Source organism: Nitrosomonas europaea (genome assembly GCF_900167395.1).
Taxonomy (GTDB): Bacteria; Pseudomonadota; Gammaproteobacteria; order Burkholderiales; family Nitrosomonadaceae; genus Nitrosomonas; species Nitrosomonas europaea.
This window is the reverse complement of sequence record NZ_FUWK01000017.1, coordinates 1-21,358: the sequence shown is the minus strand read 5'-3', so window position 1 is coordinate 21,358 and position 21,358 is coordinate 1. Positions and strand designations below refer to the sequence as shown.

19 protein-coding genes and 1 riboswitch are annotated in these 21,358 nt (G+C 53.6%); of the genes, 15 read left to right on the top strand and 4 right to left on the bottom strand.

Annotation, left to right across the window (positions count from 1 at the left end; genetic code table 11):
• Positions 1–4: 4 nt before the first annotated feature.
• The gene (locus B5D58_RS06710) at positions 5–1,912 is read right to left on the bottom strand and encodes a transglycosylase SLT domain-containing protein (protein WP_011112179.1); all 1,908 of its coding nucleotides are present in this window, start codon (positions 1,910–1,912) and stop codon (positions 5–7) included.
• Positions 1,913–2,109: 197 nt separating this feature from the next.
• A complete protein-coding gene (gdhA, locus tag B5D58_RS06705; RefSeq protein WP_011112180.1) occupies positions 2,110–3,453 on the bottom strand; it encodes an NADP-specific glutamate dehydrogenase in 1,344 nt (447 codons plus the stop codon).
• A 257-nt stretch (positions 3,454–3,710) separates the two neighbouring features.
• Between gdhA and B5D58_RS06700 the strand changes: the two genes are divergently transcribed.
• The 7 genes from B5D58_RS06700 to B5D58_RS06680 all read left to right on the top strand — a co-directional run bounded on the left by B5D58_RS06700 (position 3,711) and on the right by B5D58_RS06680 (position 8,836).
• The gene (locus B5D58_RS06700; protein WP_011112181.1) at positions 3,711–4,271 is read left to right on the top strand and encodes a sigma-70 family RNA polymerase sigma factor; all 561 of its coding nucleotides are present in this window, start codon (positions 3,711–3,713) and stop codon (positions 4,269–4,271) included.
• 29 nt (positions 4,272–4,300) lie between these two features.
• Positions 4,301–4,603, top strand: coding sequence for a DUF4880 domain-containing protein (locus tag B5D58_RS14085; protein WP_234989026.1), 303 nt, complete (start codon positions 4,301–4,303; stop codon positions 4,601–4,603).
• 27 nt (positions 4,604–4,630) lie between these two features.
• Complete coding sequence (locus B5D58_RS06695; RefSeq protein WP_234989025.1) at positions 4,631–5,290, top strand: FecR family protein; 660 nt, start codon at positions 4,631–4,633, stop codon at positions 5,288–5,290.
• A 472-nt stretch (positions 5,291–5,762) separates the two neighbouring features.
• A complete protein-coding gene (locus B5D58_RS14080) occupies positions 5,763–7,091 on the top strand; it encodes a TonB-dependent siderophore receptor (protein ID WP_050731261.1) in 1,329 nt (442 codons plus the stop codon).
• Positions 6,997–8,202: a TonB-dependent receptor gene (locus B5D58_RS14075; protein ID WP_307777397.1), complete on the top strand. Its 1,206-nt coding sequence runs from the start codon at positions 6,997–6,999 to the stop codon at positions 8,200–8,202. The genes B5D58_RS14080 and B5D58_RS14075 overlap by 95 nt, the downstream gene beginning before the upstream one ends.
• Positions 8,203–8,324: 122 nt before the next feature.
• On the top strand, positions 8,325–8,423 hold the full coding sequence (locus tag B5D58_RS06685; RefSeq protein ID WP_198407845.1) for a type II toxin-antitoxin system prevent-host-death family antitoxin: 99 nt from the start codon (positions 8,325–8,327) through the stop codon (positions 8,421–8,423).
• On the top strand, positions 8,423–8,836 hold the full coding sequence (locus B5D58_RS06680; RefSeq protein WP_011112182.1) for a putative toxin-antitoxin system toxin component, PIN family: 414 nt from the start codon (positions 8,423–8,425) through the stop codon (positions 8,834–8,836). Before B5D58_RS06685 ends, B5D58_RS06680 begins: the two co-directional genes overlap by 1 nt.
• A gap of 223 nt (positions 8,837–9,059) precedes the next feature.
• Here B5D58_RS06680 and metH read toward each other — a convergent pair whose 3' ends face one another.
• Together metH and gltX are read right to left on the bottom strand one after the other, a co-directional pair.
• On the bottom strand, positions 9,060–12,773 hold the full coding sequence (gene metH, locus B5D58_RS06670; protein WP_011112183.1) for a methionine synthase: 3,714 nt from the start codon (positions 12,771–12,773) through the stop codon (positions 9,060–9,062).
• A gap of 126 nt (positions 12,774–12,899) precedes the next feature.
• On the bottom strand, positions 12,900–14,291 hold the full coding sequence (gene gltX / locus B5D58_RS06665) for a glutamate--tRNA ligase (RefSeq protein ID WP_011112184.1): 1,392 nt from the start codon (positions 14,289–14,291) through the stop codon (positions 12,900–12,902).
• Between the two features lie 460 nt (positions 14,292–14,751).
• A riboswitch (Fluoride riboswitch) is annotated at positions 14,752–14,827 on the top strand.
• A gap of 121 nt (positions 14,828–14,948) precedes the next feature.
• Here gltX and B5D58_RS13640 point away from each other — a divergent pair.
• The 8 genes from B5D58_RS13640 to B5D58_RS06635 all read left to right on the top strand — a co-directional run.
• Positions 14,949–15,110, top strand: a complete 162-nt coding sequence (locus B5D58_RS13640; protein ID WP_143023725.1) for a hypothetical protein — start codon at positions 14,949–14,951, stop codon at positions 15,108–15,110.
• A 13-nt stretch (positions 15,111–15,123) separates the two neighbouring features.
• Positions 15,124–16,983, top strand: a complete 1,860-nt coding sequence (locus tag B5D58_RS06660; RefSeq protein ID WP_011112185.1) for a ribonuclease catalytic domain-containing protein — start codon at positions 15,124–15,126, stop codon at positions 16,981–16,983.
• 6 nt (positions 16,984–16,989) lie between these two features.
• Positions 16,990–17,904, top strand: a complete 915-nt coding sequence (locus B5D58_RS06655) for an energy transducer TonB (protein ID WP_011112186.1) — start codon at positions 16,990–16,992, stop codon at positions 17,902–17,904.
• A 33-nt stretch (positions 17,905–17,937) separates the two neighbouring features.
• Positions 17,938–18,768 (top strand): shikimate dehydrogenase, encoded by an 831-nt coding sequence (gene aroE, locus B5D58_RS06650; RefSeq protein WP_011112187.1) that lies wholly within the window; start codon positions 17,938–17,940, stop codon positions 18,766–18,768.
• The gene (gene mtgA, locus B5D58_RS06645; protein ID WP_011112188.1) at positions 18,765–19,499 is read left to right on the top strand and encodes a monofunctional biosynthetic peptidoglycan transglycosylase; all 735 of its coding nucleotides are present in this window, start codon (positions 18,765–18,767) and stop codon (positions 19,497–19,499) included. The genes aroE and mtgA overlap by 4 nt, the downstream gene beginning before the upstream one ends.
• Positions 19,496–19,651 carry a hypothetical protein gene (locus tag B5D58_RS13875; protein WP_158297466.1) on the top strand — a complete coding sequence of 52 codons (156 nt, stop codon included), beginning with the start codon at positions 19,496–19,498 and terminating at the stop codon, positions 19,649–19,651. Before mtgA ends, B5D58_RS13875 begins: the two co-directional genes overlap by 4 nt.
• A gap of 21 nt (positions 19,652–19,672) precedes the next feature.
• Positions 19,673–20,869 (top strand): hypothetical protein, encoded by a 1,197-nt coding sequence (locus B5D58_RS06640; RefSeq protein ID WP_011112189.1) that lies wholly within the window; start codon positions 19,673–19,675, stop codon positions 20,867–20,869.
• A 184-nt stretch (positions 20,870–21,053) separates the two neighbouring features.
• Positions 21,054–21,358, top strand: a 305-nt coding sequence (locus B5D58_RS06635; RefSeq protein ID WP_078737650.1) for a transposase, incomplete at its 3' end; no start/stop codon positions are given.

The window sequence follows — 21,358 nt, the reverse complement described above, 5'->3', positions numbered from 1 at the left end:
AGGATCAGCGCTTCGGGGCAACCGTCCCGAGCCGCTGTTTCAGAGTCGGCTTGTTTGGATGACCGAAATTATTGGCGTAATACATCGAATTACTCAGCACCACTTTGACGTAGTCACGTGTTTCGTTGAACGGAATGGTCTCGGCATAGATCGCCCCTTCCAGCGGCCGGATATCTCTCCATTGCCGTGCCCGCCCGGGCCCAGCGTTATAGGCAGCCGCTGCCAGTAATGGCTGATCGTCCAACTGACCCAATACATGCTTCAGATAGTAGGCGCCCAGCTGAAGATTGGTATTGATATCGGTCACCAGGCTGGTATGAAAATCCTGTAAACCCAGTTTGCCGGCAACCCACTTGGCTGTCGCCGGCATCAACTGCATCAGGCCGGTTGCTCCGGCACTGGACTTGATATCCGAGATAAAGCGGCTTTCCTGCCGTATCAGTCCGTATACGAACGCTTCATCCAGCTGATGCTGCTGCAGGACTGTATGCACCTGCTCACGATAAGGCGCCAGATAACGCAGACTGAAGTCATGACGCGCAACGGTTTTGATGGCCGTATTGATCGCCCGGTCATAAATGCCATGACGCTGAGCCACTCTGGCTGCTGCCAGCAGTTGTTCATCGCTGAAATGCTGTATCGTCCAGATCCATTCACGATTTGCCTCTATCCGCTGATCGAGCCGATACAGCGCCAGCGCCCGGCGAATCCCCGGGTTTTGTTCCATGAGACGGATTTCTTCCGGCCTGACCTGATACTCGTCAGCCGGAACACTGAGCATCTCACCCAGTTCTTCCCGGGCCATCTGTCCATAAAAACTATGTTCACGGCTCAGGGAAACGAGCAACGTATTGGCTTCAGAATTCTTTCTGCTGACTTTCAATGCGCGTGCACGCCAGTAACGCCAGACATCCTCCTGCTGCATTGCGGCAGGCATCTGGCCAAGCGTGTCCAGCAACATTTTCCAGTTGCCTTCACGCAATGCTATCCGTGCTTTCCATGCCTGTTTGGTTTCAGATAACGGATAGACATGTCTGCCCGTCGTGGCATCCATGAACCAGTTCATGGCGCGCGAATCCTGTCTGATCGCCGCCCAGTAAGCGAGATTCCCGGCGAAATAAGATCGATCCGCTTCAGGAAATTGCCCGCGGATTTTATGCCAGCGGGCCAGTGCCTGATTGGTTTCACTGCGCAACAGGCGCAACAGCGCAAACAATACGATTTCACGATCGGCACGCGACTGGACGGATACCGGACGATCGAGGAAACGCCGGGCATCTTTGATCACGGCATTCAGTTTTTGTAAATCGAGAGCCTGATGGCGCGGGAGATATTTGTTTATGTTTCTGGCCACACCTGTATTGCCGGCTTCGAAGGCCAGCCTGATTCGGGTCCAGACATCCTCTACCGAGATGGCACCGATCCTGACCAGTGAATCGAATACGGTCACACAACTGGCCGGCATATCACGCCCGGTGAACCAGAGTGAACGAACCTCCCCGTTTGCAGTTTTATCTCCCGTGGCCAGCCGGTGTTGCAATGCATAACACTGCAGGCTCTCTTCCCGATTGACCAGCTTCGGATATTCCTCGGCAAACGTCGCCCACTGCTGGCGTTTGCCGAGAATCTGCAACCAGTCCGCCCGCAGTCTGTCTGCTACGAAACTGCCGTCGTGACGTGCCAGAAATGCCCTGACTGCCCCGGTCTCTGCGGTTACCAGCGACAGGCGCAACCGAAAGTATTCGGCATAAGGCGACAGCACATGGTACTTCATACGTTCGGCGTATTCGGCAACACGTGCTGCATTACCCGCCCGGAATGCTTCCCGTATTTCCAGGTAATCTTCATCCCCCCCGGCAACGAGCAGCTGTGACCAGAACGCCAGTAACACCCCGATAAATATCTTACTCATGACTACCCGTCTATTCATACCATGATCAAAATCAAATCCGGCCGTGCGGCTGACCGGTTGCAACCAACCCAGCCTACAGGGGAAACAACATACTCATGTCATAATAAGAGGGCATATCGTTCATCTATTACCGTCAGAGCCAATCGTTTTTTGTTATGGATCTTCTGAGAAATGCTGCAAGAAACTACAAACTCTTATCAGATCACCCCTTGCGCCAGCATTGCCTCGGCCACTTTCACAAATCCGGCAACATTGGCACCATCCACATAGTTGACCGTACCGTCAGGCTTCTTGCCGTATTCGGTGCAGGAATGATGAATGGCACGCATGATTTCCTGTAACCGCATATCGACTTCTCCGCTCGTCCAGGAAAGTCGCATGGCCTGCTGGCTCATTTCCAGACCCGAGGTAGCCACTCCGCCTGCGTTGCTCGCCTTGCCAGGTGCAAACAGTACTTTCGCATGATGGAATCGTTCCACGGCACCTGCAGTGCATGGCATATTGGCACCCTCGGCCACACAATTCGCACCATTCCTGATCAGTATTGCGGCGTCGTTTTCGTTCAGTTCATTCTGGGTCGCACAGGGCAAAGCGACATCCACCGGCACATGCCACGGTTTTTCACCCGGAAGGAACTGTGCTTCCACCCGTTCAGCAAATTCATTGACACGCCCGTAGAGACGATTCTTGACTTCGGCCAGAATTGCCAGTTTTTCTGGTGTAAAACCGGCTTCATCCACCACCGTACCACTCGAATCTGAAACCGTGACTACTTTGGCACCCAGCGACATGGCCTTGTCAATGGCAAACTGTGCCACGTTCCCGGAACCGGATACGGATACCCGCATGCCTTTCAATGAACAACCGGAGTGATTCAGCATCTCTTCGGCAAAATAGACCAGACCGTACCCGGTAGCTTCCGGCCGCAGCAGCGATCCCCCGAAGGTCAATCCTTTGCCGGTAAATACACAGTCCGAACGGTTGGTCAGCTTCTTGACCATACCAGCCATGTAGCCGACTTCCCGTCCGCCCACACCGATGTCTCCGGCAGGTACATCCGTATCCGCACCGACATGCCGGAACAGTTCGGCCGCATACGCTTGGCAGAAGCGCATGATTTCACCGGGACTTTTACCCTTGGGATCAAAATCCGATCCACCCTTGCCTCCTCCCATCGGCAATGTTGTCAGTGCATTCTTGAAAGTCTGCTCAAATGCAAGGAATTTGAGAATGGAAAGGTTGACTGACGGATGGAAGCGCGTACCCCCCTTGTATGGGCCGATCGCCGAATTATATTGAATGCGGTACCCCCGATTGACCTTGACTTCACCCCGATCATCCACCCACGCCACCCGGAATATGATCATGCGCTCCGGCTCGATCAGCCGATCCAGCAACCCCTGCTCAGCGTAACGAGAATGATCGACGATAAAAGGCCACAAGCTTTCAATGACTTCTGAAACGGCCTGCAGGAATTCGGGTTGCCCTGGATTCCTTTCGGAAACATAATTCTTGAATTCCTCGATACTGTTGTATTTCATTTTTTATCCCCCCCGGTAAATAACGTAAAAATAAATGCACAAAAAATCGGCCACCAACCCACCGCCGATAATAATCGCAAAATTTCACTGGCTCCGGGGAAGATTGTAAGCTATTTCTGAAAAAACCCTGATGCTATACAGACTATTTGCCACAAGAAAGAAATCAAGCTGCCATTATCTCATCGAAACCCGGTTGCACAGTCCGTACTACATCTTATAAAATGTGAATGGTTCTCATTAACTTATTGAATTAACATATGCACTCGCGTGATCACCAGGAGGATGTCGCACCAGCCGCCAACCCTGCAATGCAGCAGGTTCACTTTCTCTACAGCGATCATCATAACTGGCTGTACGGCTGGTTGCGCTTTCGCCTGGGCGATGCGGCCGACCTGGCGCACGATACCTTCGTGCGCCTGATTGCCCGCCCCCGGTGCTTCGACAGCAGCCAGGAAGCCCGCGCCTACCTGCGAACCATCGCCAACGGCCTGTGCATCGACCTGTGGCGCCACCGCGAGATCGAACGTGCCTGGCTGGAGACCCTGGCTACACAACCCGAGGCGTACGCGCCCTCGGCCGAGGAACAGACAGCGGTACTGCAGGCGCTGCACGAAATCGATGGCATGCTGCGCCATCTGCCGCTCAAAGCCGCTCGGGCTTTCGTCCTGGCGATGGCCTGCGGCATGACGCACCAGGAAGTCGCGCGTGAGCTGGGCGTGTCCTCGCGCATGGTCGGACACTACATCACCCGAGCCATGCTCCATTGTATGCAGCTCGAAGCACGCAATCTGGGCCAGGCCGGCGCCATTGCTCCATGAACATTTCACCCACAGGCCAGAGCCCGACCATGCCCTCGCATGAAGCCATGGAGCAGGCCGCCGCGTGGTTTTCGCTGCTGCAATCCGGAACGGCCACCGATACCGACCGCGCGCGCTGGCAAGACTGGCTGGCCCGCACCGAGGATAATCGCGCCGCCTGGGCGTTCGTCGATCGAGTCAGCCAGCACTTCCAGCCCCTGCAGACCGATACCTCCCCGCGCTTGGCCGCGGACGCACTGCAGGTAGCCAATCGCCGGCTCGCCCGGCGCCGAATCGTACTAGGCGTGGCCGTCATGGCCGGTGCGGGCGGCATGCTCAGCTGGGCTGTCTGACAACGGCCTGGCACGATAGACACCCTTATGGCCTGGGGCGCAGACTATCGCACTGCCACCGGCGAGCGGCGCGAAGTCCGCCTGGCGGACGGCACTCAAGTGTGGCTCGGCAGTGCCAGCGCTTTCAATCAGGAATACGACGCTCGCCTGCGCCGACTGCGCCTGTACACCGGTGAAATCCTCATCCAGACCACTGCCGATAACCAGCACGACACGGGTGGCCGCCCCTTTGTCGTCCATACGGCTCACGGCCGTATGCGCGCCTTAGGCACGCGCTTCAACGTGCGCCTGGACGCACAGGGCGGCACGCAACTGACCGTTTACAAGGGCGCGGTTGAAGTCACCCTGGCTGCTGGCGCACCAAGCACCACAGTCACTGCCGGCCGGCAGACGCGCTTCACTGCCGAACACCTGGAAGCACCCACACCAGCCGATCCGGCGCGTGAAGCCTGGTCTCGCGGCATCCTCCTCGCACAGGACATCCCGCTGGGCGAAGTCATCGCCGAACTATCCCGCTACCGCCACGGCCACATAGCGGTGGCGCCCGACGTAGCACAATTGCCCGTTCTCGGCAGCTACCCACTCGACGACATCGACGGCGCGCTAGCCATGCTCCAACAGGCACTGCCCATCCACATCCGCCGCCCGCTGCCCTGGTGGACAAGCATCGAGGCACGCGCACAATAGGGTCCCCGGCAGCCGCAAAAATTTTTTGCGAAATCCGCCAAAACCATTTCCACTTTTTCCCCGCTCATCCGGTTTACATATGGAACCTCTGATTAAGTTCCACATAGCCGCACACTGTGTTTTGCGGATGAAATGCAAGGCGAGTGAGGCAGTGAATGGTGGCCCCTTCACAACGAGCTCAACGCTGCAGTTCGTCTGCAAAACCAGTGCCCCAAAGGGTTGCGGCTCATGGAGAACTTGATCAGAGGTTCCTTAATGAGGATGGACAAGTCGCCATGGCCGCCGCTGCTCCCGGAAGCAAGCGGCGCATATAGCCAACTCGCAAGCCCTTTTTGTCCGCACCGGCGCTCTCTGCATGGACAAGGCCACTTGCCGCACCAGCCAATTCCACGTCCAGGCATGTCGCAAGACGTGGAGGGTGACAAGTCTCGATCCGCCGATGGATTCAATCAAAACGAGGAAAAGGATCAACATGTCACGTCACCCAACGCATCATCGTTCCACCGCTACGCCTCTGCAGCACTTCACTCCACGCCCCTTAGCACTGGCGGCGCATCTGCTGGTGGCTGGCGGCATTGCCGCTGCCAGTGTCGGCTGGGCCAGTCATGCACACGCACAGCAGGCGGCACCCGCATCGAAGAACCAGGCGGGTACCACGAACCTGCGCAGCTACAACATCCCTGCCGGGCCGCTGAACACGGTACTGATACGCTTTCTGTCCGAATCGGGCCTGCTGCTCTCCGGCAGCACGGAACTCGCCCAGGGCAGGAACAGCCCCGGCGTGCAAGGCCGCTTCACGCCTGGCGCAGCGCTCGGCGTTCTGCTGGCAGGCACCGGCCTGAAAGCGGCGCGCAATGCTGAAGGACGATACGCGCTGCAACTGGCCGAAAACGAAGTCACGACACTGCCCCTCATGACAGTCAGTACAGCTTCCCTGAAACAAGGCACAGCGGAAGAAGGTTATCGGGTCAGTAATATCAGCGGAATTGGTCTGTGGGGTGAACGCAGTTTGCGTGATACCCCTTATTCGATGAGTGTTGTCCCTTCTGATTTGATCGAAAACGTCAATGCCCAGAACATGGGCCAGATCTTTAAAATGAACCCTCTAACCCAGGAACCATTCATCGCAAATTTCACTGGTGTTCCCCATCCCACCATACGGGGATTTCAAGTATCTAACCCGATTTATGATGGCGTGCCTCTTGCTTTTGCAAATGGTTCTGCTGTATCAGTGATCGAGATTGATCGGGTTGAAATTCTTAGCGGAACCTCAGGCTTTCTCTACGGCGGTAGCAGAGTGGGTGGAGCGATAAATTATGTGACTAAAAACTCTACTGATGTTCCGCTCAGAAGACTGACATTCGGTAACTACGGTGGGACGCAGTTTTACGGCCATGCCGATATCGGCGGGAAATTCGATGAACGAGGCCGCTTCGGTTACCGAGCCAATCTGCTCTACCAAGGGGGAGATACCGCCATCGATGAATCAGTCAACCAGAAAGTGGCCAATATTGTGCTGGATGGACATCTCACTGATACCCTCTATGCTGATATCAAATATACCTATAACGACTACAGCAAAGAAGCGACACAACCCTTTTTTTTTATGAGGGAAAGAACCTCTATTGATACCAGTAAACGCTATACCCCAAAATGGTCATCCAATGACGTAGAAAGTCATAAAGCCTACACCAGCCTGCGCTGGGATCCCAGTAAGCATTTCACTCTCAGAAGCGTTTTTTTTTTATCAGGATACAAGGATAAGAAATCATTTAATATCTTTCAGTCAACAGGTAGATAAGACTTTCATTCCCAGAACGACAAACTTCCCTTGGGAAAAGTATGAAAATTATGGAGGATATATCTACCTGGATACTCGATTTTCAACTCTTACGATTGATCACAAGCTGACCTTAGGTTATTCATCTACTTTTTTTGAATATTTTGAGCGGGGTAATGTCGCTCGATCTGGCACAAACTTGCCGCTGAGCGAACTTAAAAATATAGCTGAGCCGGATTGGGGAGCATCTTTCGGGAGCAGGGCAATGTCAACTGCCTGGGTTGAACGATATAATAATGTCTTGATTGGAGATGATATTACCTTCAATGATAAATGGTCTGCGATGGTCGGACTCAACTATGCTACTACGGCAAATAAAGCGGCTGGTAGCTATGGTGACAGTAACTATGAAAAATCTGCACTGACCCCCTCCGTTTCACTGTTGTATAAACCGATTGGAGAGGTAACTACCTATGTGTCCTATATGGAGGCACTTGAAAGAGGAACGATAGTGGGTAATATTTATGCTAACCGCGGAGAGGTTCTATCTCCACTGGTCAGCAAACAATATGAAGTGGGTGCGAAATACGATATTAATCCTAATCTGTTGCTGAGCACTGCACTGTTTCGCATTGAAAAAACCAATCAGTATTCAAATCTTGCAACACCATTGCCTACTTATGTTCAGGATGGTTTGCAGGTACATAACGGGGTAGAACTGGTCTTGACCGGGAAAGTAACCGACAACCTGACTGTCATGGGGGGTGGTACCCTGATGGATATCAGCGTAGAAAAAGCTAATAATCCTGCTCTGGAAGGCAAAAAACCAACTAATGCTGCCTCTCGCATGGGGAAGATTTATGCAGAATATGCGCTACCGTGGATTCCAGGGTTGAGCCTAACCGGTGGTATTTACTACACCGGTGAAAAATATGCCAATGCGGCCAATACTGACAAGATCCCAAGTTATACTCTGTACGATATCGGGGCACGATATGCAACTCGTGTACTGGATAAGTCACTGATCATACGCCTGAATGTCATCAATCTGACTGGTAAAAACTACTGGCAAGATGCTACATATCTAGGGGTACCAAGAACTGTCGCGTTTTCCGCCAGTATGAATTTCTAACATTTCGCAAATTCAACTCATAAGCGTAGCTCACAGGATTCAATTGTGACTACGCTATATAGTCAGTACTATGAATTTCCGGCAGAACCTGGGCAAAATTCTCAACCAAGTATAGTACTGCAATGACAGCCGTCATCAGCAAGAACGGCAAGCCAGTCGCAGCCCTCGTCGATGCTGAAATGTTTGCCCGCATCCGGCGCATGCGCGAGCAGCACCGCTGATGCCGGGTCTGAGCGTCGTGCTCGACACCAGTGTACTGGTGTTGGGGCTGGCGTATCCCGCCAGTATCCCGGGACACATCATCAACGCCTGGCGGCAAAGCGCATTGAATGTAGTTCTGTCGCATTACATCCTGGATGAAATGATCAGAGTATTGCCGCGCTTGAGCAGGATTCAGATGACCCCGGCAGAAATCCGCGATTTAGCAAACAGCTTCATGTTTCTGGCCGACGTCGTCGAGCCGCAAGGGTCACAGGACTCAAATCTGCGCGATTCTGGCGATCAGCCTGTACTGCTGACATTGATAACTGCTCAAACCGATTATCTGGTGACTGGCGACAAGGACCTGCTGGCACTGGCGCGCGACTACCCCATCGTCACGCCTGCCGAGTTCTGGTCACGTCACGGAGAATGATAATATGCCGGCAGCCAGTGAAAACATCACCATTCATTGCCTGTCTGAGGGATACACCTGATCTCCGGCCCTGAAGCGGTTAAGGAACCTCTGAGAAACTACCTGTGTTGCCATTTCTACGTTAAAAATCGGCTTAAAATGCTCATTTATTACGTATAAACTCCGCTTTCTCACCGATTTTTGCCTTGAACTGACTGCCTCGTCGACGTTTTTCAGAGGTTCTTTAACGCTCATACGCCAAGACAGGCGCAAGCCACCTTTCTGCTTCTTCCAGCGTCCACCCTTTGCGTCTTGCATAATCCTCGACCTGATCTTTTCCGATTTTTCCAACAGCAAAATAGCTGGATTCAGGGTAAGAGAGATAGAAGCCGGATACTGCTGCAGTCGGCACCATGGCAAATGATTCCGTTATGACGATTCCGCTGCGTTTTTCCGCTTCCAGCAGAGCGAACAATGGCCCCTTTTCGGTATGATCAGGGCAGGCAGGATAACCTGGTGCTGGACGGATTCCCAGGTATTGCTCGTCGATCAACTGTTCATTGTCCAGACTCTCATCTTTCACATAGCCCCAGAATTCTCGCCGCACCCGTGCATGCATGTGTTCTGCAAACGCTTCAGCCAGACGATCAGCCAGTGCTTTCAGGATGATGGCACTGTAATCATCGTTTGCAGCTTCAAAAGCGCGTATGCGTTCATCGATACCGAAACCGGCGCTGACGGCAAACAAACCGATGGTATCGTCCAGTCCGGTTTCACGCGGCGCAATGAAATCAGCCAGTGCCAGATTGGGACGCCCTGCCGGTTTGGCCGTCTGCTGCCGCAAGGTGTGCCAGGTCATGATCACCTGACTGCGACTACGGTCAGCATAAATCTCGATATCATCTCCATTGACGGTATTGGCCGGGAACAGGCCGATAACGGCGTTGGCGGTGAGCCATTTTTGCTCGACGATTTTTCTGAGCATATTCTGGGCATCGCGAAACAGATTGCTGGCTGCTTCCCCGACGAGTTCATCCTGCAGGATGGCAGGATAGCGCCCGTGCAGTTCCCATGCCTGGAAGAAAGGTGTCCAGTCGATGTGCGGCACCAGTGTTTCCAGCGGATAGTTGTTGAGGGTGCGCAACCCCAGGAAATCCGGAGCTGGTGGAGTATAACGAGCCCAATCCGTCTTGAGTGCGTTGGCCCGGGCTTCCTCGAAAGTGAGGAGCTTGGATGGCCCTTTCTTGTTGCGGTGCTGCACCCGGCTCTTCTCCTGCTCGGCCTTGACCTGCCGGACATAGTCATCACGCAGATCCTGTGACATCAGATTGCTGCACACCCCGACTGCCCGGCTGGCATCCGGCACCCATACGGTCACCCCACCGTAATGGGGTGCGATTTTGACTGCCGTATGCATCCGCGAAGTGGTGGCGCCACCGATCAGCAGCGGAACGGTGAATTGTTCACGCTCCATTTCCCGGGCAACATGCGCCATTTCTTCCAGCGAAGGGGTGATCAGGCCGGACAGACCGATCATATCGACCTGTTCACGGCGTGCTGTTTCCAGAATCTGTGCACTGGGGACCATCACCCCCATGTTGATGACTTCAAAGTTATTACACTGCAACACGACGGAAACGATATTCTTGCCAATATCATGCACATCCCCTTTGACGGTAGCGATCACCACCTTGCCCTTGGGCTTGCTGTCGCCGGAAATTTTTTTCTCTGCCTCGATGTACGGCAACAGATAGGCAACCGCCTGCTTCATCACCCGTGCCGACTTGACCACCTGTGGCAGAAACATCTTGCCTGCGCCAAACAGATCCCCCACTACATTCATGCCGTCCATGAGCGGGCCTTCGATCACCTCGATCGGCTTGCCTCCCTGGCTGTCGATCTCCTGCCGGACGAGCTCGGTATCCTCGACGATGTAGGTGCTGATACCCCTGACCAGTGCATGAATCAGGCGCTGCCGCACCGGTTCATCACGCCAGGACAGATCTTCGATCTGCTCCTTTTTCTGTCCCTTGAAATGTTCCGCAAACTCCACCAGACGTTCGGTTGCATCAGGCCGCCGGTTCAGCAGTACATCCTCGACATGTTCCAGCAGATCGGGCGGAATGTCGGAATAAACCCCAAGCTGACCTGCGTTGACGATACCCATGGTCATGCCTGCCTTGACCGCGTGATACAGGAATGCGGTATGAATGGCTTCGCGGATCGGTTCGTTACCCCGGAACGAGAAGGAAACATTGGAAACACCCCCGCTGACTTTGGCATAAGGCAGCGTTTGCCGGATGACGTGTGTCGCCTCGATAAAATCCACTGCATAGTTACTGTGTTCTTCGATACCCGTAGCAATGGCAAAAATATTGGGGTCGAAAATGATATCCTCGGGTGGGAAATCGGCCTGTTCAATCAGTGTATGGTAACAACGCGTGCAGATTTCCACCTTGCGCTGCAAGGTATCGGCCTGCCCGGTTTCGTCGAAAGCCATGACAATCACCGCGGCCCCATAACGACGCGCCAGCCTGGCATGATGTAAAAACTCCGCTTCACCTTCCTTGAGGCTGATGGAATTGATGACCGCCTTACCCTGGACACATTTCAGTCCGGCTTCGATCACCGACCATTTGCTGGAATCGAGCATGATCGGCAGCCGGCTGATATCCGGTTCGGCAGCGAGCAGATTCAGAAAGGTCACCATCGCCTTCTGTGAATCCAGCATCGCTTCATCCATGTTGATATCGATGATTTGTGCGCCGTTCTCCACCTGGCTGCGCGCGATCACCAGCCCTTCAGCATAACCGCCATTGAGAATCAGCCGGGCAAATGCCTTGGAGCCGGTGACATTGGTACGTTCACCCACGTTTACGAACAGGGAATGTTCATCGATATTGAGCGGCTCGAGGCCGGAAAGCCTCAGTTTTTTAGGAATATCGGGCAGTGGGCGCGGAGGGATGTCCCGTACCGCTTCTGCAATGGCCGCGATATGTTTCGGTGTAGTGCCACAGCAGCCGCCGACAATGTTGACGAACCCGGATTGCGCAAAATCCTTGATCAGACGGGCGGTATATTCCGGCGTTTCGTCATAACCGGTTTCCGCCAAGGGATTAGGCAAGCCGGCATTGGGATGGGCGCTGGTGAAAACCTCAGCCACATTGGACAACTCTTCCACGTAGGGGCGCATCAACTCCGCACCCAACGCGCAGTTGATTCCCACCGAAAGCGGACGTGCATGCCGTACCGAATTCCAGAAAGCTTCCGGTGTCTGCCCGGAAAGATTACGTCCCGAAGCATCGGTAATCGTGACCGATATCATCACCGGCAGACGTAATCCATGCGTTTCGAAATACTGATCGATGGCAAACAATGCGGCTTTGGCATTCAAGGTGTCAAAAATGGTTTCGACCAGCAGAATATCCGCGCCTCCGTCGATCAGCCCGCGCACCGACTCGGTATAGCTTTCCACCAGATCATCGAAGGTAATGGCCCGGAATCCAGGATCATTGACATCCGGTGAGAGTGAAGCCGTTTTGGTGGTAGGCCCGATCACACCGGCAACGAAACGGGGCCGGTCAGGTTGCTGCGTTTCCATTGCCCGCGCTTCCTCACACGCCAGGCGCGCACCCGCCACATTCAGTTCATACACCAGATCCTGCATGTGGTAGTCCGCCATCGACGGCGCATTCGAGTTGAACGTGTTGGTCTCGATGATATCCGACCCGGCTTCGAGGTAAGCACGATGAATGGAGCGGATGACTTCCGGTCTGGTCAGGCAGAGCAGATCATTGTTGCCTTTGAGATCATGCGGAAAATCGGCAAAACGTTCCCCCCGATAATCCGACTCGGTCAGTTTGTAGCTCTGGATCATCGTACCCATGGCACCGTCGAGCATCAGGATACGCTCGGCAAGCAACCGTTTCAGCAAATCAGCACGTTCATGCATTGTCATAACAGATTCGGCAATTGAAATTGTTCAGTCAGTAAAAAAGCAGCCTTATCCTTGTAAAGGATAGCCATCTGGTACTTTATGTATTCCATTGTGTACTCGGCCCCAGGCAACCAGAGATCAGGAATGTCATCCAGGAAAAATTTCCATCCGGCCTCGCAAACGATGCAATGTCTCCTCTTTGCCAAGCAGCTCCAGCACTGCATCGATTGCCGGGGTTTGCGCTTCTCCTGTGACCATGACACGTAACGGCATCGCCAGGCTGGGAAATTTCAGATTGTGTGAAGAAACCGTTTGTTTGATTTCGTGATGAATGGTCTCCCGCTTCCATTCGATCTGTGCGAGGCGATCGACCAGGTATTCCAGCACCGGACGTATTTCGGCAGTGAAATACTGCGTCCTGAGTTCTTCAGGAGGCTCGATCGTCCGGAAAAAATAAGCGGATGCATCGGCCAGTTCTTCGATAGTGCTGGCACGATCTTTCAGCAGATTGACGATCTTGAGCAAGTTCTCTGTCGCTGGCAGAGGGTAGTTTCTCTCCAACAGAAAAGGCATGACCAGCTCCACCAGCCGCGCATCATCAGCCATTTTCAGGTAATGCTGGTTCAACCACGTCAGTTTCTCGGGATTAAACTTCGCCGGTGAACGACTGATCGCAGCCAGATCAAACCATTCGACCAACTGCTCCCGGCTGAAAATTTCCTCATCCCCGTGTGACCAGCCGAGTCGTGCCAGATAATTGATCAGTGCTTCCGGCAGATAGCCCTGATCGCGGTAATGCATCACCGATACCGCACCGTGCCGTTTGGAAAGCCGTTCACCATCCGCACCCAGGATCATCGGCACATGCGCATACTGTGGGATGGCTGCACCCAGCGCCTTGAGAATGTTGATCTGACGGGGAGTATTGTTGACATGATCGTCACCGCGGATGACATGCGTGATTCCCATGTCGAGATCATCGAGCACCACACCGAAATTATAGGTGGGCGTACCATCACTCCTCAGCAGTACCAGATCATCCAGCTCGTGGTTGGCGACGCTGATTTTACCTTTCACCAGATCATCGAATACTACATACCCATGCTGGGGTGTTTTCAACCGCACGACCGGCTTGACACCCGCCGGAGGAGTTTGTCTGCTGTCGCGCCAGCGACCGTCGTAACGCGGTTTCAACCCGGCCAGGCGCTGCTGCTCACGCAATGCATCCAGCTCTTCTCTGCTGGCATAGCACTGATAGGCAAGGCCCTGGGTAAGCAATTGCTCTGCCACTTCCTGATAACGATTCAACCGCTGCATCTGGTAATACGGCCCTTCATCATAATCGAGTCCCAGCCAGGCCATTCCATCGAGAATCGCCTGTACGGATTGCTGCGTCGAACGTTCAAGGTCAGTATCTTCGATTCTCAGAACGAATTTCCCTCCCTGTTTTCGGGCAAACGCCCAGGAAAAAAGGGCAGTACGCGCACCACCGATATGAAGATAGCCGGTAGGACTGGGGGCAAAGCGTGTTTTTACCATCTGATTACACTAAAGTTGGAAGTTGTGATACGCGGTCGTATCTGTCTCCGGGAATCCCGGTGGATACGTGCAGGCAAAAAACCCCCGGCTGAGCCGGCATGAAGCAGGTTGATACCACCATCCCTGCAACCCTTGTTTTTTGCTGACGGTACATTATGTTACCATGAACGGCGTATTTTCCTGTCGCCCCCGGGTGGTACGATATTTAGCCCCACTGAAGGTATATTGGTATGGTGCGCTACCAACGCAGGAAAAGTTATGAAACGGATATTACACAGCACAGGCGTGCCGGAAAACTCGACCGGCATCTCGTACGTGAGCAACAGCCAGCTTTGAGCCTTCTCCATTTGAACAAATTTAATAAAATTACCGTAACATAATTTACATTGTGTTTTACTATTGTCCCGTTGAGTGGTTCACATTGAAATGATCTCGACCGCTATTTAGGACTTGTGTATAGTGAAGATAAGGAGATGGTGTTCCTCCTTTTGAAGAAACCGCAGCCGTTTAGCGCTGCTGATGACGCCTACAGGACCTGACCTTCGTTAGGGCTGTAGGCGTTCGTGTTTACATCCTTTAGCATTGTCAGCCCGATTGTTTCGAGCGAATGACCAAAATGTCCGATGCAGATAGACACCGACCAAGACGGAGACTCCAATGACGACGTCTAGTACTCAAACCCTCCATACGCGTGAAATCCTAGACTCGCACGGCAATCCCACTATTGAGGTTGACGTTCAACTGGAAGGTGACGCAACAAGGCATACCACGGTGCTATACGGTCTGGAAAACATTTTTTCACACGCTTTTCTGGGTTAAGCCGAGGGTTGATTTGGTAAACGTTTTTTACGAGGAAGCAGGTGCGCTCAAGGTCGGCAGCATTCTGACCGACAATACGACCTCTCTGCAGATCGAATCTGCACATGGAAAGCGCTCCAAGATCAAGGCCGCATTGGTTCTGTTACGCTTCGAGAACCCGCCCATGCATGGATTCATGCAGCAGGCGCAGGAAAAAGCGGCCGACATCGACGTGAATTTTCTATGGGAGTGCTGCGAAGAGAACCGGGAATTCACCGGACAGGAGCTGGCTGGTGATTATTTCGGCCACACGCCTGATCCTCTCGAAACTGCCGCCATCCTGATTCTGCTCAGCCAGAATCCGATTTATTTTCATAAGAAAGGAGTGGGGCGTTTCAAGGCGGCCCCGCCGGAAATTCTGCAGGCTGCGCTTGCCAGCCGTGAAAAAAAACGACTGGCCGAGGAAAAACAGGCCGGTTACGTGCAGCAATTGATGGCATTCGAACTGCCCGATACCTTCCGGCCGCTGCTCGATGACCTGTTGTACAAACCGGACAAAAACACGATCGAATGGAAAGCACTGGAAACCGCGTGCGACGCTACCCGGTTGAGCGTGCCCAGGCTGCTGGAACGATGCGGTGCCATTCCCTCAACGCATGATTACCACTATAACCAGTTTTTGTACGAACACTTCCCGGAAGGTATCGACACAGACGCATACCCTGCCGACTTTCACCTCTTGGACCCGGAAGATTTGCCAGTGGCCGGCGTCAAGGCATTCAGCATCGACGATGCCACCACGACTGAAATCGATGATGCCTTTTCAGTCACCCCGCTGAACTTCGGCAGCTTCCGGATCGGAATACACATTGCCACCCCTGCTTTGGGAGTGGCACCGCACTCCCTGCTCGATAAATTTGCGGCAAAACGCCTGTCCACCGTCTATCTGCCCGGCCGTAAAATCACCATGCTGCCGGAAAGCGTGATCCAGCACTTTACACTGGGAGAAGCACACCACCGGCCGGTACTCTCGCTCTATCTGGAAGTTGCGGATGATTTCACCGTTACTCGTACCTTCAGCCGGATCGAAACCATCGAGGTTTCCACCAATCTGCGCCTCGATTCGCTTGAACGGCAATTCAACGAAATCACGCTGCGCGAGAATCAGACGGATTATCCCTTTGCCCATGAGCTGAGATTGCTCTGGAATTTCTCCTGCAAAATGGAAAAATTGCGCGGCAAGGATCAGGACATCAACAGCGAAAAGATCGACTACAGTTTTATCATCGATCAGGATCGTGTTTCGGTTTACGAACGCCGCCGGGGAGCGCCCATCGATAAAGTGGTATCGGAACTGATGATTTTTGCCAACGCCGAATGGGGCAAACAACTGGCAGATGCCGGTTACGCCGGGATTTATCGCAGCCAGGGAAACGGCAAGGTGAAAATGAGCCTTTCCCCCGCACCGCATCAGGGGTTGGGCGTATCCCAATACGCCTGGAGCAGTTCACCCATGCGACGGTATGTCGATCTCATCAACCAGCGCCAGTTGATCGCGCTGGTATCGGGCAATCCACCTCCCTATACCCGCGAGGATGATACGCTGCTGATCGCCATGCGCGATTTTGAAATGGCGTATGCAACCTATGCGGAATTCCAGCGCGGCATGGAACGCTACTGGTGCCTGCGCTGGCTGCTGCAGGAAAACATCAGCACATCCGGTGCCATCGTCATCAAGGAAAACATGATCAAACTGGACCGCCTGCCGCTGATCGTACGTATACCCTCGTTACCCGAACTGGCACCCGGCACATTGGTGGCCGTCGGTGTCTCACAGATCGACCTGATCGATCGATCACTCAATGCCAGCTTTCTTGGTAAAAGTGAAGGCTGATGATCGATGCAAATCACCGCGGTTTTCAACTCTCCCATGCAGCCCGACTACAGGATTTTTCCGGCACTGCTGATCTCGCTGCTCTTGCATACAGCCATCATTGCGGGCGTATCACTCAGCCCGCCTGAACAGAAAACGACCAAGGTCGCCAAATCCATGGATGTGATTCTGGTCAACAGCAAATCTCAAACCAGACCCGTGGATGCCAAAGTGCTGGCGCAGGCCAATCTCGATGGCGGCGGGAATGTAGCAGAAGATCGGCGAGCGAAAACCCCCCTGCCGGTTCTGCCAGGTGTGAAGCCGGTGACAAGCCTGTCCGAAGTTACCCGGAAAACCAGACAGCTGGAAAAAGAAGTCAAAAAACTGCTGACTGCAGCTGAAAGCAAAGCCAAGGTCGTACAACCCCTGCCCCACACAAAACCGGGGCAGGATAAGCCCGTACAGAATCAGCCTGCCGCCCTCAATCCGGACAACCATGACAATCTGTTGCAGCGCAGCCTCGAAATCGCCCGTCTGGAAGCACAAATCGCGAAAGACCATGAAGCCTACCAGAAACGGCCAAAACGAAAATTCATTGGCGCACGCACTCGCGATTACCGCTTTGCCCGCTATCTGGAAGACTGGCGGCTCAAGGTCGAACGCATTGGCAACCTGAATTACCCGGACGTCGCCAGAAAACAAAAGCTGTACGGCAGCCTGCAACTGACGGTCGGCATCCGCTCCGATGGCAGCCTGGAATCGATCGGGATCGACCGCTCCTCGGGAGTACAGGTACTGGATGATGCAGCCATTCACATAGTGCGGCTGGCCGCACGTAACGGGTTTTCACCTTTCCCGCCCGATATCCGCCGCGATACCGACATCCTGCATATCACCCGCACCTGGGTATTTTCCCGTGCGGATAAACTACTGAGTGAATAACGCAATTTTTCCGGATACCTGAGGTAAAGCAGAATGGATACCTACGCAGTCATCGGCAACCCGGTTGCGCACAGCAAATCGCCCTTCATTCATGCCCGGTTTGCACAACAGACCGGCCGGATCATCCATTACACCGCCCTGCTCGCACCACTGGACAGGTTCGAGCAGACTGTTCTGGATTTCCGGAAAACCGGCGGCAAAGGCATGAATATCACTGTTCCCTTCAAATTCGAAGCCTTTACACTCGCCAGCCGGCTGACCGATCGCGCCAGTGCTGCACGTGCAGTCAACACTTTCCGGTTTGAAGAAACAGGAGAAATACTCGGCGACAACACCGATGGTGTCGGATTGATACGTGATATCGAGGTTAATCTGAATTTCCCGCTGGCAGGCAAGCGCATTCTGCTGATGGGTGCAGGTGGTGCCGCAAGTGGCGTCATCCTGCCACTGTTGCAGCAGCAGCCTGACCTGCTGGCCATCGCCAACCGCACGCCAGATAAAGCAGTGTCATTACAACGCCAATTCGCCAGTTACAGCAATATCACAACCGGGCATTACCATGATTTTGCCGGGCAGCATTTCGATCTCATCATCAATGCCACTTCAGCCAGCCTGCACAACGAACTCCCCCCCGTACCGGCAGATCTGTTCCGTAACGCTTTTGCCTACGACATGCTGTACAGCAGCAGGCTGACACCGTTTCTGGAGCTTGCCAGGGTGCAGGGAGCTGGATATCTGGCAGATGGTGCCGGCATGCTGGTAGAACAGGCTGCAGAATCCTTTCTGCTATGGCACGGGATCCGCCCGGAAACGCAGACCGTCATCAGACAGCTCAGGGATAATCTGCGCCACCCTACCTCGTGAAATTGGCACAAGCACGCCGGCCTGCCACCTCTAAACCGAGGCTGATCAGTACCTGGCTGTTACGGCCGCTGTTGCTGCTCCTGACAGCCGCCCTGCTCTACCAGTCCTGGTTCCTGCTGCATATTGTCTACTGGCGTTCATATTCCCCGACCACCAGCGCGTTCATGCAGGATCGCCTGAAGATCATGCGCCAGCAAAACCCTGCTGCAAGCTTACAGCACCAATGGGTCGATTATGAACAGATTTCCAGCCATCTCAAGCGAGCAGTCATTGCTGCCGAGGATGCCCGCTTCCTGCAGCACCAGGGGTTTGATTACAAGGCGATTGAAACTGCCTGGAAAAAAAATCTGAAGCAACGCAAATGGGCAGCCGGCGGATCAACCATCAGCCAGCAACTCGCCAAGAACCTGTTTTTATCCACTGAAAAAACTGTGTGGCGCAAATCCCGGGAAACCCTCATCACGCTCATGCTGGAAGAATTTCTGACCAAGCGTCGTATTCTGGAAATCTATCTGAACATCATCGAATGGGGTGATGGTATCTTCGGAATCGAGGCAGCCGCCCGTCATTACTTCGGCATATCCGCTGCATCACTCACACCCGCACAGGCGGCCTGGCTGGCATCGATCATCCCAAACCCGCGTTTTTACGACACCCGCCGTACATTACCGAAATTGCTCAACAAATCCAGGATCATTCTGTCACGCCTGCCGGCAGCAAAAATTCCATGACAAAACAGAAAATGGATACGAACCGGCTTCTGCCGCGAATGGATCCGCCTTATTCGCCTGCTTACCCCGCCCTCACCTCACTTATCCTGATCGATGTATTTCATAATAATGTCACCCAATCTGCGAGAAAATTCGAGCGGCTGGAATCATAAGGACGTAACAAAGATATCAGAATGAAAAACACACAACCCTATTCATGGTGGCTGCTTCCCTGCCTGCTGACCACGCTTCCGGGCTGCCTGTCACCGATCACACTGCATCACGCGGTAAGCGCCTACGATGATGCCATCACCAGTACGATTTCCAGACAACTGCTGACGAATATTGCCCGTGCCCGCCATCACCAGCCGATCCATTTCACCGGGGTCTCAAATGTGGCGGCCACTTTCGATTTTCGTTTCAGTGCAGGCGCCACTCCCGCACTGGGTGGGCTGGCCGGAACAACACTGATGCCGCTATTTGGTGGCAGTGTGGCGGAAAATCCCACAATCAGCATCGTCCCGATCGAGGGTGAAGAATTCACCAGACGGCTGCTGACACCTTTCCAACAAAACAAATTCATGCTGTTACTGCGCCAGCGTTTCGACATCGACCTGCTGCTGAGACTGATGGCGCAGGAGGTACGCATTCAGGAATCGACATCACAAACGACTTATCGTAATACCCCGTCCGATATGACAGGCTACGAAACATTTCGCAAGGTGGTACTGCATCTGTCGGCAATCCAGGATCGGGATCAGCTCTATGCTGAACCGCTGAATCTGGAATACGACTGGACCCTGCCTGCGGCAGCGGTATCCGCCGAAGGCTTCCATACGCTGGCAAAGGAATTCGTCGTCCACCACGATCGGCAGAATGATCTGTTCATTCTTCACCAGAAAAAACAGGGGCCGATCCTCATCACCAACTACGATCCTGGCATCCTGTCCGAAAAGGAACGTGCACAGTTGAGCAAAGAGGCGGAAGGATGGGAGCCGAATGATGTGGCGTTCGACATCCGTCCTGGTGGAATGGGGGGAGAATGGCCCATGAAGGGTATTTTCCGGTTAAGAAGTTTTCACGCAATCATCAGCGCTCTCGGCCGTTCACTGAGCGATGAGCCGGAATACCACGTAGAAAAAGATCTACGCACACTACCTGTCTCCCGTGATGAAAATCCTGTTGCCACGATGGCGCTTCTCGTGACGGATACCCCCTCGCCGAATACCGATCTGTCAATCCGTTCACATGGCAGGCATTACGCAGTGGATACCCAAGGGCAGCAGGCCCGCTGGAATCGCGATGCATTTCAGATGCTGTACCTGCTGTTTCAGATGACGGTGACCGACTTGCCGCGCACAGGTGCCCCCGGTATCACCATCGCCAAATGAACGGTATCGTACCGGATACTTTATCCACCAGTGACGAGGCATCAGGAACAGCCCACCATCGTACCCAAGCCGGGTGCAACTGCACTACCACCTTCACCCACAATAGGATGAATTCGGTCGCATTGTCTACCTCCCGCTTGAAGGTACTAGGGCCTGTTAACACTATTTCTGTTAGAATTACCGAATGGAAATATCCGCATCGCAATTCAAGCTTATTGAAAATCTACTGCCGATACAACGGGGTAACGTCACACTCTCGAATTTGGAAGTGCTCAACGCGATTCTGTATGTTGCAGAGCACGGCTGTAAGTGGCGTGGTCTGCCTGTGAAATTTGGCAATTGGCACAGCATTTACACGCGCGCCAACCGTTGGGCCAGGAATGGCGTCCTGGATCGGGTTTTCCTCGCGCTTCAGCAAAACAAGCTGATACAGCTGGAAGTGGATCACATGTCGCTGGATAGTACGATAGTCAAAGTCCATCCTGATGG